Source organism: Pedobacter ginsengisoli (assembly GCF_030244015.1).
Lineage (GTDB): Bacteria > Bacteroidota > Bacteroidia > Sphingobacteriales > Sphingobacteriaceae > Pedobacter > Pedobacter ginsengisoli.
Window position 1 is genome coordinate 1,403,483 of record NZ_JASSYX010000001.1, and the last position, 13,875, is coordinate 1,417,357.

The 13,875-nt window shown below is 42.0% G+C and carries 12 protein-coding genes; 9 read left to right on the forward strand and 3 right to left on the reverse strand.

Annotated elements, in window-relative coordinates:
• Positions 1-2 precede the first annotated feature (2 nt).
• Complete coding sequence (locus QEP08_RS06055; RefSeq protein ID WP_285056586.1) at positions 3-2,954, reverse strand: glycosyl hydrolase; 2,952 nt, start codon at positions 2,952-2,954, stop codon at positions 3-5.
• A 98-nt stretch (positions 2,955-3,052) separates the two neighbouring features.
• On the opposite strand from QEP08_RS06055, the gene QEP08_RS06060 reads away from it, so the two are divergent.
• The 5 genes from QEP08_RS06060 to QEP08_RS06080 all read left to right on the forward strand — a co-directional run bounded on the left by QEP08_RS06060 (position 3,053) and on the right by QEP08_RS06080 (position 8,034).
• Positions 3,053-3,820: a hypothetical protein gene (locus QEP08_RS06060; RefSeq protein WP_285056587.1), complete on the forward strand. Its 768-nt coding sequence runs from the start codon at positions 3,053-3,055 to the stop codon at positions 3,818-3,820.
• A 19-nt stretch (positions 3,821-3,839) separates the two neighbouring features.
• Positions 3,840-4,598 (forward strand): helix-turn-helix domain-containing protein, encoded by a 759-nt coding sequence (locus QEP08_RS06065; protein ID WP_285056588.1) that lies wholly within the window; start codon positions 3,840-3,842, stop codon positions 4,596-4,598.
• A 28-nt stretch (positions 4,599-4,626) separates the two neighbouring features.
• Positions 4,627-5,796 (forward strand): FAD-dependent oxidoreductase, encoded by a 1,170-nt coding sequence (locus tag QEP08_RS06070; protein WP_285056589.1) that lies wholly within the window; start codon positions 4,627-4,629, stop codon positions 5,794-5,796.
• Between the two features lie 286 nt (positions 5,797-6,082).
• Positions 6,083-7,348, forward strand: a complete 1,266-nt coding sequence (locus QEP08_RS06075) for an exo-beta-N-acetylmuramidase NamZ family protein (protein ID WP_285056590.1) — start codon at positions 6,083-6,085, stop codon at positions 7,346-7,348.
• Positions 7,349-7,371: 23 nt separating this feature from the next.
• Positions 7,372-8,034: a Rossmann-fold NAD(P)-binding domain-containing protein gene (locus QEP08_RS06080; RefSeq protein WP_285056591.1), complete on the forward strand. Its 663-nt coding sequence runs from the start codon at positions 7,372-7,374 to the stop codon at positions 8,032-8,034.
• A gap of 13 nt (positions 8,035-8,047) precedes the next feature.
• Here QEP08_RS06080 and QEP08_RS06085 read toward each other — a convergent pair whose 3' ends face one another.
• Entirely contained in the window at positions 8,048-8,644 is a 597-nt protein-coding gene (locus QEP08_RS06085) for a dihydrofolate reductase family protein (protein ID WP_285056592.1), read from the reverse strand.
• 352 nt (positions 8,645-8,996) lie between these two features.
• Entirely contained in the window at positions 8,997-9,770 is a 774-nt protein-coding gene (locus QEP08_RS06090; protein ID WP_285056593.1) for a hypothetical protein, read from the reverse strand.
• Positions 9,771-9,830: 60 nt separating this feature from the next.
• Between QEP08_RS06090 and QEP08_RS06095 the strand changes: the two genes are divergently transcribed.
• From QEP08_RS06095 to QEP08_RS06110, 4 genes are all read left to right on the forward strand, one after another.
• Positions 9,831-11,033, forward strand: coding sequence for a C1 family peptidase (locus tag QEP08_RS06095; protein ID WP_285056594.1), 1,203 nt, complete (start codon positions 9,831-9,833; stop codon positions 11,031-11,033).
• Between the two features lie 202 nt (positions 11,034-11,235).
• Positions 11,236-12,273 carry an endolytic transglycosylase MltG gene (gene mltG, locus QEP08_RS06100; RefSeq protein WP_285056595.1) on the forward strand — a complete coding sequence of 346 codons (1,038 nt, stop codon included), beginning with the start codon at positions 11,236-11,238 and terminating at the stop codon, positions 12,271-12,273.
• Positions 12,274-12,395: 122 nt separating this feature from the next.
• Entirely contained in the window at positions 12,396-13,043 is a 648-nt protein-coding gene (locus QEP08_RS06105) for a hypothetical protein (protein ID WP_285056596.1), read from the forward strand.
• Between the two features lie 14 nt (positions 13,044-13,057).
• A complete protein-coding gene (locus QEP08_RS06110; RefSeq protein ID WP_285056597.1) occupies positions 13,058-13,828 on the forward strand; it encodes an AAA family ATPase in 771 nt (256 codons plus the stop codon).
• Positions 13,829-13,875 lie beyond the last annotated feature (47 nt).

A 13,875-nucleotide genomic window follows, 5' to 3' on the forward strand; every position in this document is an offset into this window, starting at 1 on the left:
CCTCATAACTTTACCGCCTCTTCAAAAATAAATCTGACAGGGCCCGATAAACCCGCAGGCACCAGCTTACTGTCTTTTCGATAATAATACCATATTGAAAATGCGCTGCGCCCGGATGGCCGGGGCTGATGTTTTATAAACCAGTCCGGATAAGATTTCATAGCCCTTCCGTTTTCAGTCCTATCGAAACCCCATTCAAAATCAGCAGGCAGCTGCTCATCTCCAATTAAGCGGTTCGCCCAATTATTGGTCACCGTGATTTCCAAATGATTAGCTCCTGGTTTTGCCACACCGGTAAGATTAACTATATAAGGCGGATACCAAAATACTCCCATGGATTTTCCATTGATCTTAACAGAAACAATATCATTTAACGTCCCCAAATCGAGCAGTACCCGCTGGTGGGCTTTCAAATCTGCCTTGCCGATAAATACTTCTTTTCTGTAGACGGCTGAACCAGCAAAATAAGCAATCCGGGGGTCATTATGATTACTGAAATCTTTCAGAACTGGCAATGAAACGGAAAAAGGGGTGTCCAGTTTCGGATGTAGCTGCACCTTCCAGGGTCCATGAATTGCCTTGTAAGAAGGAGCTTTTAGCTCCAATGTATTTGTTTTGCCTGAAGCATAACTGACCGAGACCCAGACCGCTGCGGATGAGGTGATCAAAGGCAAACCTTTCATGTCAGCTGAGAACTTGATATTGGCTTTGCCGCCGATCACGTTTGCCGAAACCGCATGGTCCTGCAGATCATGAGGCTTCCTGAAAATAACAAAGATTGACTGGAAATCATTCAGACTTAAATGAACATAAGTCCTTCCTCCTTCCTGTTTCCAGATACCAGCATTCACACGTGTTCCGTCTTCTGCATTCCATATCTCAGGCTGCAGGTTTTTCTGGCGGAAGGAAATCAGCACATTTTGAGGTTTGCCGCGCATGTTGGCCACATAATATACTTCGCCCTGGTCACCTGTCCTGTGTATGGCAGTAACAGACTCACCAGATTCTACCTGATAATCCGGCTGATAGGCTATTCCCTTTAAAGCAACAGTTATGTTGGGCAAAAGGCGGCTAACAGGGTCAACGTATCCGCGTCCCCACAACTCGTCAGCAATTTCTTTCAGCGATATATCGCAAGACGGATAATTCATTAAGCCCGGAGACGACGATGGTCTGCTGGCCACCACGGTAGCACCCTGACTGAGCAGTACTTTTATTTTTTGTGCTGTCTCAGGGAGCATAGTATTGCTCCTGGGAAAAACAATAAAAGGATAGCGCCTCCCTGATGGCAAAACAATTCTTCCATCTTTCACTTTCAACTCTACCCTCAGAAAATCCCGCACAGCGATCAGGTCCGCATTTCCCTGCAATTCATCCACACACAGGTAATCGGAGACGCGCTCCCCATATTGCAGCAGTACCTGGGCACGTGCTAAAAACTGGGAAAAAGCCTTACCTGGCTCGGCCCAGGTCTGGAATCGCCCAAAATGTGTTCCCCACCAGCCCATGCCCATTCCCGGCTGGTACTGGTCATCAAAAGGCTGATGTACCCAGTGGTGCAGGATCAGTCTGTTCACACCAGAGGCAAAAGCGCCAACGGCTGCAGGTTTTAAAGAAGCCGGATCTTCCGTGTATTTGCTGATGCCCGGAGCACTGGTAAAAGCCTCCGCTCCAATTATTCTCTTACCGGCCGCGGCTGCCGCAGCCGGAATTCTAGTATCAATAGCGCCTCTGCTGTCAGACCAGAATTCGCCCATAGGCAAATCGGCAAATGCAGCACCTTCCACAGTATTAAACGGACCCTCATAAGGCTCCCACTGCAACCGTAGACCAGCATCATGCAGCGCTTTCTTCCCTATGGCCCAGCCATTGTCAAAATACAATTGACTGATCACATCCTGATAATCCCATTCAAACCGCTTGGTCTGATCATCATCAAAACGGACACGGACAGCTTCTTTCGCCGCTGCGGATTTATACTCGTTGGTGATCGCCGCAGTAAATGTAGGCAGCCAGGGCAGAGGATCATATCCTTTTCTGCTGATAAATTCCTTCCTGAACTCCGGCGTCCAGTTTTGGTATCCCGCTTCATAGCTGTCGATCAGGACATGCTTAAAACTTTTTCCCAGATATTCTCCGAGATGATTTTTTAAAGGCTCCAGCACGTTTTTCCAGTGATATTCAGACTGCACCCTGCTCATTTTATCCGCCTCAAATGTTTTACCCAAAATGTCGTCGGGCAGGGGATGAGGGATAGACATGGTTGCAGCATAGCCAAATCTGTAAATGATCCAATCTCCTCCGGGAAATGATTTGACTTGATTACCGGTTTTGTTAAAATACTTTGTGAAATCCAGCGGCGAATCAAAATGCAAAGAATCTGCGATAGGGATGGCCAGGTAAGCGATATCCTGATACCATGTGGACGGGTTTCGCGGTAGCACAATAGAACCCCATCCTTCCGATATTACCGGTTCCGGTTTTTCAATGGCGATTTTTTCAGACTGCTGTTTGACCACCATCTTTCTCCAGACCAGTTTCTGCATTCCCCGCTGCTGATCTATCCAGGGTCCACCGGTCGTGGAGTATCCGGGAGAGTTGTGCAGGCCAATTTCCAGACCAAGCCTGTCTGCCTCCGAGGCCGCAAATTTCAGTGCCTCCCAGTAAGCTGTACTGCGATAAGTCTGTTCCGGCCATGGATTGTTCAATGTTGGCGCATGCGATTCCTGCACTGCCGAGGCGATGTTAAAGATCGTCGCGCCACCTATGCCTTGTTCCTTCATCGCTTCGAGGTCTTTTGTAATCCCTGATTTGGAAAAGTTTGAACCCATCCAATGCCACCAGACATAAGGCTTCGAAGTTGTTGGCGGATTTTTAAACAGGCTGTCAAGCTGCCGTGCATCGGCAGACAGGCAAAAAATCACGCAGCATGCAATGGAGAGTGTTCTAAACATGCTTAAAAATAAGCAAGATTCAGGGATTAAGCAAGCCGGTTTTAGAGTGAAACTGCAGTTAATTATAGTCCTTTGAGAAATAATATGTAAATTCGACTATGAAAAATAAATTACCGCTCCTTTTATTCTCTGCATTGGTCCTTATTTTATCCTGTGGAAAGAATACCCCAACTGAAGATCTGGAATCATGTCCGCCAATAATCTTATTGAGTAAAATTAGCGGGACCACCAATCTGGATTTTACCTATGTTGACAGAACCCGTCTGGTCAAAATTAAGGATGGTGAAAAAAGTACTGAGGTGTTTTACACAGAAGGCAGTTTTGATTATACATTTAAATTTCAGTATCTCGACAATACCGCTACAATCGCAAAAGGAAAAGTAGTGGATGTCCTGTCGATGATGAACGATTTTAGGCCAGGAGAGGAAATTGAATCCAATTATGAAGGAAACCAGTTGAAGTTTCAATCAAAAATTAGCTACACTTATACAGAGGAGTCAATCACCAGGACGCAAACCAGATTGGATGATAACAGTGTGATTATCCAGAAATATACTTTAAAGAATAATAACATCGCCTCCCTTGACAATGGTAGCGGCACCATTTATACTTATAAGTATGACGACAAGCGTAATCCACTTGCGAACAGGATATTGAAATACCGAATGGGTCCCATTGATTTCTTCTCGGCAAATTCAGTTGTTGAGGTTGAGGAAAATCAAAACGGCATGAGGAAAATTATTAAAAACACATATACCTATAATCAGGATGGTTATCCATTGACCATGAAGTCAGTAAACAATGAAGGTATCATTGTAGCTGACTACAAATTTGAATACAGTATTCTTCCTGGTGGATGTTATTAGAAGTACAAAGATAAGGTAGATGATTATCCAGGACTTTTACTGCAAATTCGTTAATCCGGTCGGCCTCCTTGCCGACTTTGTAGAAAGTATCGGTATGTTCCATAACCCCTCAAATGGACCAAAAGAAGTGGTGGTCTTGCCTGATGGGAGAATTGATTTGTTTTTTGTAAAGTCAGGTCACGCTCCTTTGCAAGTAATGCTCATTGGCCTGGAAACAGAAGCCGAACAAAGAAGCATCCCACCGCAAATGCTTGTCTTCGCAATTAGCTTCAAGCCCCTCGCTGTTGAATACCTTTTGAAAGTATCTATTGCAGGGTTTTTGAACAGTGCGACAGATCTTCCCGACGATTTTTGGGGTTTCACTGAAGCCGACCTAATGGATTTCGATGTGTTCTACAAGAAGGCAACAGAGAAAATAACCACACTATTGCCGCAAGAAACAGACGGGCGGAAGCGCATGCTGTTCAATTTGATTTACGCTTCAAAAGGCGAAATGAGTGTAAAAGAACTCTCAGAAATGGTATCCTGGAGCAGCAGGCAGATCAACCGCTATTTCAATCAGCAATTAGGACTTTCACTGAAAGCATATTGCGATATTTTGCGCTTCAGAACCTCACTGGAACACATAGCACAAGGAAAGCTGTTCCCGGAACTCAATTTTGCAGACCAAAGCCATTTCATTAAAGAGATCAGAAAGTTTTCAGGTGTAGTTCCTAAAGAACTATCAAAAAACGAAAACGACCGATTTGTACTATTATCCGTGTTAAAGCAGCGCTAATTTTGTATTGTTCAATAAAATTGAAAGTATGAAATTAAAGAATAAACAAGTCGCCGTTATAGGAGGGGGTCCCGGCGGGCTTACCCTCGCAAAGCTTTTGCAGCTTAAAGCTGTCAGCGTAAAGGTGTATGAAAGAGACTTCAATAAAGACGCACGGGTGCAAGGGTCACCGCTAGATTTGCATGAAGAGTCGGGGCTGGCAGCGTTGCGCAAAGCAGGCCTGCTCGAAGCGTTTAAGCAAAATTTTATGCCTGGTGCAGATCGCATGATCATTGCAAATGAACTTGCAGAAGTATTTTTAAGCGATCACGAAAACAAGCCGGAAGCGGACTTTGGTAATGAATATTTTCGTCCGGAAATAGACCGCGGTTCACTGAGAAAAATTCTGCTGGAGTCCCTGCAAACGGATACAGTAGTATGGGACAGCCATTTCATAACTATGGATGCACAAAACGAAGGCTGGCTGCTGCACTTTAAAAACCAGCCATCAGCCTATGCCGATCTGGTCATCGCCGCAGATGGCGCCAACTCTAAGATTCGTCCTTTCATTACAGATCTTAAACCATTCTATTCTGGCATTACCATGCTTGAAGGCAATATTTATAATGCCGAAAAGACGGCGCCTCATATCAATGCATTGCTCAATGGTGGCAAGATCATGGCATTTGGAAACGCAAAGAACCTGCTGCTCGGTCAAAAAGGCAACGGAGAGATCGGTTTTTACGCAAGCTTCAAAACAGGAGAGGACTGGGCGGTGACCAATGGCTTAAACTATCATGACCACACCCAACTGCTAAACTGGTTTAAAACAACCTATGCCGAATGGAGCAGCATCTGGTATGAGCTATTTGAAAATACAGAAGTCCCTTTTATTCCCCGGCCGATCTATTGTGCATCCCCCGACCAAGACTGGGATACGTTGCCTAACCTAACAATGCTTGGTGACGCTGCACACGTGATGCCGCCTTTCGCAGGCGAAGGCGTAAACATGGCCATGCTTGATGCTCTTGAGTTGAGCGAATTTCTGACAGATAATCAGTACAGCTCCATACAACATGCCATCTCTCATTATGAAACAGCCATGCGGAAACGGGCAGCAACAGCAGCAAAAGAATCTCTTGAAAATGGGGAGCGGATGCATTCAGAAAATTCTTTGCGGGATATGCTTAATATGTTTGGCGGGCATATGGTGACATAAAAAACCTGTACCATTTCTTAATGGTACAGGTTCATCATTCCTATTTGATTACGCTAATGATTAATTAGCCTGGGCTAAAAATATGACTGTTAAAATTATAGTCCTATATTAGAATATATCATTTCCGTTACGTAACAGAGATGATATAAACCCTTAAGAACGACTTGTTTTAGACGGGCTGGTAAATGTGGACCTATGATACTTAAACCAAATTTTATAATTTAGCCATTATGACTAAGAGACTTCCGGCCTGCTACGATAATAATAAAATATAAACCCCAAAATAATGATGAGATTTACTTCCCTGCTTTGTTTTACACTTTTGGCGATCAGCAACGTTAATTGTTCCGCACAAATTTCATTGTCAAACCAAATTACATCACCTGCCGAAGTCTCGTCATCAAATCAACCCACACTCAATAAGCAGGGAATCATCACAGGTGCCGACCAGACAGAAAAATATTTGCCTTATCTAAAAGGAAAAAGAATCGGCCTGGTTGCAAATCAAAGTTCCATAATTGGCAGGAAAAGCAGCGTAGATAGTTTAGTGAGCCTTGGGATCAAAATTGTAAAAGTGTTTGGACCTGAGCATGGTTTCAGAGGCAATGCCAGCAATGGAGCCTTAGTGAGCGACGAGAAAGATGCTAAAACTGGTATTCCGATCATCTCTTTATATGGCAAAAACGAAAAGCCGACAAAAGAACAGCTGGCGGATGTCGACCTGATGATCTTTGATATTCAGGATGTGGGCTGCCGCTACTATACCAATATCAATACGCTTGAGTATGTGATGGAAGCCTGTGCAGAAAACAACAAAGAACTGCTCATTCTTGACAGGCCTAATCCTAACGCATATGTAGTAGACGGACCTGTAATGACTGATGATAAATTTAAATCTGGCATAGGGATCCACTATACACCCATGACGCACGGTATGACCATTGGTGAATTTGCACAATACCTTAACGGGGAAGGGTACCTGAAAGAAAAGTGCAAAATAAATATTATCAAAGTAGCCAACTATGACCATGAAATGCCATATGTATTACCGATAAATCCTTCACCGAATTTGAATACACAGCAGGCAGTGATGCTTTTTCCGAGCTTATGTATGTTTGAAGGAACAGCGATCAACGAAGGCCGGGGAACTCGTATGCCATTTACCATATTGGGAGCACCCGCATTGAAAGGCAAATATTCATTTTCGTATAAACCAGTAAGTATTCCCGGAATGAGTGAGCGGCCAAATCACAAAGACACTGTTTGTTATGGCCTTGACCTTCGCAACTATGACATCGACAAGCTTCGGAAGAACCGCCAAATTGATTTATCATGGTTGATTGAATTGTACAAAGCGTATCCGGATAAAGCACATTTCTTTGGTCAGGAGAGAGCTGGTACAGGTGTGTCTCCGTTTGATTTGCGCATAGGTACCGATCAATTGAGAAAACAGATCATAGCAGGAGTGTCTGAAGCAGACATCAGAAAAAGCTGGGAGCCGGGATTGCAGAAGTTTAAGGTGATACGGGCGAAGTATTTACTGTATCCGTGATTTCTTTACCAAATTTTTAGTTTATGGGACAGATCAAAGTAATCATCACAGGAACAACGGGTATGGTCGGCGAAGGCGTCATGCTGGAATGCCTTTCTAATCCAAAAATCGCAGAAGTATTGAGTGTGAGCCGCAAGCTATGCGGGACCTCTCATCCCAAGCTTACAGAATATATTGTCCCCGACTTTCTTTCCCTGCAAGTAAACGATTCCCGGTTAAGCGGTTACGATGCCTGTTTCTTTTGCGCGGGTGTAAGTAGCCTCGGCATGTCGGAAAAGGACTACACCAAGATCACCTACGAAACCAGCCTTCATTTTGCCAGGATACTTTCCGCACTGAGTCCGGAAATGACCTTTATCTATGTCAGTGGTGCAGGTACAGACAGCTCCGGGAAGGGTCGTTCGATGTGGGCAAGAGTAAAAGGCAGAACGGAAAACGATCTTCAGACGCTTCATTTTAAGAAAGTACATAACTTCCGTCCTGGCTTTATGAAAGCAATGCCAGGTCAGCAGCATACCCTGAAGCTGTATAAATATATGGCCTGGATGTATCCGGCCTTGAAAACGTTATTTCCAAATATGGCAAGTACCTTACAGCAGGTCGCCCGCGCCATGATCGCATGCGCGAGTACAGACCTTAAAGAACCCGTACTGGAAGTCAGTGACATCAATAGGATACAGGCGTAAATAAGCAATTCAGCTAAACAGCATCAACATCGTCAGTGATGATTTCACCGGCACGTTTATAACTGGCAATAATAACCCCTTTAGAAGTCACATGGCTTTCTGTTAATGAAAACGCTCGCGGGATTGCACCCTTATCGAAAAGTTTTTTGCCTTCACCAAGAATCAACGGGTAAATTTTTATTCGGAGCACGTCCACCAGGTCATGCTCAAGCAACAGATGAACGAGTTCACTACTGCCCCAAATCTGAATGTCGGCACCCTCCGAATTTTTAAGCTTTTCAATCTCTGTCAGGCCATTAAGGAATACCGTATTTTTCCAGTCCGATTTTTCCATACTCCGGGACAGGACGTATTTGGTGCCCTCGTTGATGCCCGGCCAAAAATCCGCATGCTGCGGCCAGTAAGACGCAAAAATGTCGTATGTTTTTCTGCCCAAAAGATACTCTGCCGGTTTAAGCTCTTCCTGCATGATCCGGCCGAAAAGCTCATCACCATACGATGCCGTCCAGCCGCCAAGTTTGAAGCCACCTGATGTGTCCTCTCCAGGTCCACCCGGTGCCTGCATCACGCCATCCAGGGAAATCATCGATAAAACAGTTATTTTTCTCATTTTATTGGGGTTTTAGTTAAGATAAAAGTTTATTTACAATAGAGTACTTTAAAAAAGCTACTTAAATTTAGTTTGAATTCGTTGAACAATACAAAGATGGCGCTCGGTTCAGAATCTGAGAGCGTGTAAAAACGACTATTTAAGGGGGGAATTATGTCAAAAAGTCGGTTAGATAAAAGAGCTATTTAAGCTTGTTGAGTAACACTTCAATAGGGGGAAATAAAGAAGATGGTTGAATTATATTTGGAATATCCATATATCTGTATCGGAGGCTTTGCTAAAATGCCCATTCGGGGGGGATGGGCATTTTTTAATCACGATACTTATTGATTGAATATCTTAAATAATTCACCTACTTGAAGACACTATAATCTAATGCTAATCTGAATTGGTTCTTGTCCAGGGTTGGAATATTTGTTGTGCCAACGGCTTTATAATAAGAGAGTTTGATATTTACCTTGTTTTTGACAAGAATTCCTAATTCGATTTTAGGGCCATGTGGAACTGATGCTGTGTTTCCAAAATAAGAGCTTAAATCAGATTTTGACATTCCAATAATGCCATAGCGAGCTTGCAACCAAAATACTCCACCATCCTGATAACCAGTATCTTCTTCCCATGCTCCTGTTTGAAAATAAAGTCCTGCATCAACGAATCCAGCCGGCTTCAATAAGGCGCTTGCATTAGTAACGTCCCTACCAGAAACCAGTTTGCCACCAAAGAGTGTTGTAAATTTTAAAGAAGTAATATCGCTTTTTGAAGAGAAAATCTTTAAGTATAAATTACTTGAAAGATTTAGAACTCCACCGGTAGGATTGATCAAACTTAACACTGTGTTTTTGTTTAATTCATTGGTTCCAAAATCTCCACTAGTTGCACCAACTAATAAATACAAGGGTAGATAAAAAGCATCCGGCTCCCCGATATTTACTTTAACAGCTTGAGCTGTAGTTTGAAGTTGACCTTGGAAGCCATAATCGATAAGACCTTTTCCGAATAACTCTACTGACTTAGTTTTTTGGGAAGTACTGTCTGATTTTTCTAAGTGCCCAGTGAAAACCTCGACAACTTGAGCATTAGTGTTTAAACAAATAATTAGAAGAAGAAAAGTAAAATTTTTTTTCATGATTACGTTTTTTGATTTTAAAATATTTAATTTAGATATAGCGAATTTAAATCTAAAATAATGTTTAAATATTTAATTGCTCTTATCTTTTTTTCTTTTTTTCTTTCTTCTTTAAAGGCCCAAAATAATTTATACAATACCGGTGAATTAGAGTTTACAGATTCACTTGAAAAATCAGTTATTTCTACAAAATTTAAGAAGAAGGACTTTAAAATTGATACTTTGGTTGATTTAAGTGATAAAATGCCACCTGCTAGTGATCAGGGTAGTCAAGGTTCCTGTTGGGCATGGGCAGCAGCTTATGCAATGAGAAGTTGGATGGATGTTGAAAAAAATAAGGGCTACTATAAGGCTGACGGGTCTTTGGATAGCTCAACGCTTTATAGCCCTGCATTTGTTTATGAAAAATACCGTAACAGGCGCGACGAACCTTGTAACTCAGGTGCACTTGCAAAGCTCACACTTGACAAGATCCTTCAAGAAGGAGCGGTCACATTTGATAGATTTTCGTACAAGAGTACCGATTGTAACCGAAGCAAAGATATGAATGCTTCAATTTTACAAAGTGCTAAGAAGAATGCCTTGCTTGGTTATGATGTTTTTGTAGTGACGGATCTTTTTTCTGCCCAAAAGAAGTTAACTGACGGCCAGCCTTTGATTATCAGTATACGACTTGATGATCAAGTAGGGGATTTGGGTCGTAGTCCCAGTATGGGTAAACCTAAAATTTGGAAGCACTACGGTGATAAGGGCCAAACCCATGCTATGGTGTGTGTAGGATATTCGGATAAGCTCAATGCCATTAAAGTTTTAAATTCCTGGGGAAAAGATTGGGGTGATGATGGATATATATGGATCGATTATGAAATTGCAAAACAATCGATAAATTATTATTGCTATCCACAAAAGACTCAGAAGAACATCAAAGTTACTACAAGCTCAAAAGCGCTTTTTGAATTAGCCTCCAATTCAAAATATTTGATACAGCCAACTGATGATTTTTGGTTCAAAGTGGGATATTACGTGAAATTTGAAAATTATAAAATAGTGCTTGCAGATTTAAATAAGAGGGAGAAAACAGCAGTTGTTGAAGTTCGCGAGGCTTCTAATTATAAATTAATAAAGAGCTTATTTGTCAATGTAAATACAAGTAACGAGTTTTACATAGGTGATAAAAAATATGAATTTCAATTTAAGGAGATTGGCTATCGTGGATATAACGTCTTTAAAAAGGCGGTAATTTTCGATATCTCCGAAATTTAGACAACTTTGTCGACAATAAACATGACATAAAAACAAAAGTGTGGAGTACATACATTACTTTTATGCCTGTGTCAGTTATGCTTGTGGATTCTCCCATCTCTGTAGAGCATAAGAAGGTAATAATCAATGAATTTTTTTAAAAACTTATTATAACTTAGAGCCACATTAACTCCATCTTGGTTTTCAAACAGAGGCTCGATCAATGAAAGTTTTAAAGTTTCTTAGCGTTTTAGTGATTCTTGCAATCATCGGTTTCTCCTATTGGGTGTATAAATCTTTGAATACCCCCCATGTGCACAATAAGAATAACCAATTTATACAAATCCCACACGGCACATCCCCCGGGCAAATACTCGTTAAACTCACCTCGGAAGGGGTTCTTTCTGCACAAATGCTGCTGAAAATATATTTGAAAATCACCGGCACCGGCAATGAGATGCAGGCAGGTGAATATCAATTCAAATCACCGATTACACCCCTTGAGGTACTTGAAGAGCTGAAAAATGGTAAATTACGAACTGTGAAATTAACCATCCCGGAAGGCTTTACCCGCTTTGATATTGCCAAAAGAATTGTCGCGCAATTCCCTCAAAATGAACCTGCAGGCGAAAAAGCTATATTGAACCTTATGGATGATATTTCATTCATTAAAGATATAGCTCCGGAAGCTAAAAATCTTGAAGGCTATATGTACCCAAACACATATAATTTCCCACGCTCAGTTACCACCCGTGCTATTCTAAAGAAAATGATCGGGGAGTTTAAAAAGGTCTGGAAGCCGGAATATGCAGATCAGGCGTTAAAGTTGAAACAGACACCTCACCAGATCATTACCATTGCTTCTCTCATCGAAACAGAATCGCGATTGGATGAAGAGCGACCTATTGTAGCTTCTGTAATAAATAATCGTCTGAAAAAAGGAATGCCGCTCGGAATAGATCAGACTGCTGTTTACATAGCGAAGATGGAAAATCGTTGGGACGGGGTAATCAACAAAAGCGATTTGGAGTCAAATTCTCCGTACAATACCAGAAAGGTTGCCGGTCTCCCGCCGGGTCCGATTTCTTCAGTTTCTGAAAACTCGATCAAAGCCGCCCTTTATCCCGCCAGCACAAACTATATTTATTACGTTTTAAATGTGGAGAAAACTGACAAGTCTCATAGATTTTATTCAACGGCTGCAGAATTCGAACGTGGAAAAGCCGCCTATCAAGCCTGGCTGGAAAAGGAGCGGAGATGAAAGATTTCATTCTGCTTTCAATAAGCCAATTGAGGATAGAAATTAATCTGAGTTTTCTGACTTAGTAGATGAGTACTGATTGACAAATATTTGTACTTTTAATCAACCAAATAATAAACATTATGAAAGCGCTCAAAATCTTCGCATTGCTTGTGCTGATCAGCACCATCGCAAATGCCCAATCTTCAGCCGAAAATGTTAAACCAGTATTGCCCGATACTTTCCAAAACGTACTGGATCTGGCCAGGATGACATTTGTTATGCCAAAAGACGCTATTTCTATCCCTGTAACAAAAAACAGGCAAATGCATTATGAATATGCGATTACCTTCCAAAACCAGCCATTTGAAGTCAGATACTCCGTAGCCCCAATGGGATATTCAACGGCTGAAGCATATACTGGAGCAAAAGGCATAACCCCGCACATCGAATCAAAACTGAACGATGAATTTGGCGCTAAAATCCTTTCCACCACAGTAGCGCTGAATGTAGCTGGCGGAACAGAAACACAAGGCATGGGTTCAAATCCACTTCCACCTGAAGCAGTTAAAAAAGAATTTGGTGCAGATTGGGGTTCGACCACAGTTATCCCCATAGGCAATAACTCCTTCGGTACGGAATACAAATTTTGTGTGATGGTCACCCTTTTTAAAAAGGATGTGGCACACGCTTACGTGATGTATTTAAGCGACACCAAGGAAAATTTAATGAAGCTAATGGGAGAGCTGATTGCAAAAACCGGTGCGTTCTATGCACTAAAATTCAAATAATACGGTGTCGGTTTATGGATTTTTTCGGATATGTTAATACAGTACAAATAGACATAACAGCCGGTACCCAATCTGGCTATCCATTTGATATCCCCTGTATACGAAACTTCAGAAAATTCAACTTTCATCCGAAGGTCACCTATCTGATCGGCGAAAACGGAATGGGAAAATCGACATTACTAGAAGCAATCGCTGTTGGACTGGGGTTTAACGCCGAGGGGGGCAGTAGAAACTTTAACTTTAATACCAAGGACAGTCATTCAGATCTGCACAATTATTTAAAGATCAGTAAAGGAATACACAAGATCAAAGACGGCTACTTTTTACGAAGCGAAAGCTTTTACAATGTAGCATCAGAAATAGATGAGCTGGACAGCACTGACGAAACCGCCCCGTTTAATCCAAGCAAACGTATTATCGACTCCTACGGAGGAAAATCACTGCACCAACAATCTCATGGCGAATCTTTTTGGGCTTTATTTATGAACCGTTTTGGCGGCTCAGGACTCTATATTCTGGATGAGCCGGAATCCGCACTATCAGTAACCCGTCAAATGGCCATGCTGGCACGAATGGACAAGCTGATCAATCAAAGATCACAATTTATCATCGCTACCCATTCACCCATCGTTCTGGCCTATCCAGATGCCACTATCTATCAGATGACCCCCGAAGGAATACATAAAGCAAAATATAAAGAAACCGACACCTATCGACTATATAAAGGATTTCTGGACAATCCAGAGCAAATGACTTCGATATTGATAGATGATGAAGATGACTGATGCAAGCTTAAAAATGTTTTGCTGCTGTCTGAAAATTTCTCCTCACA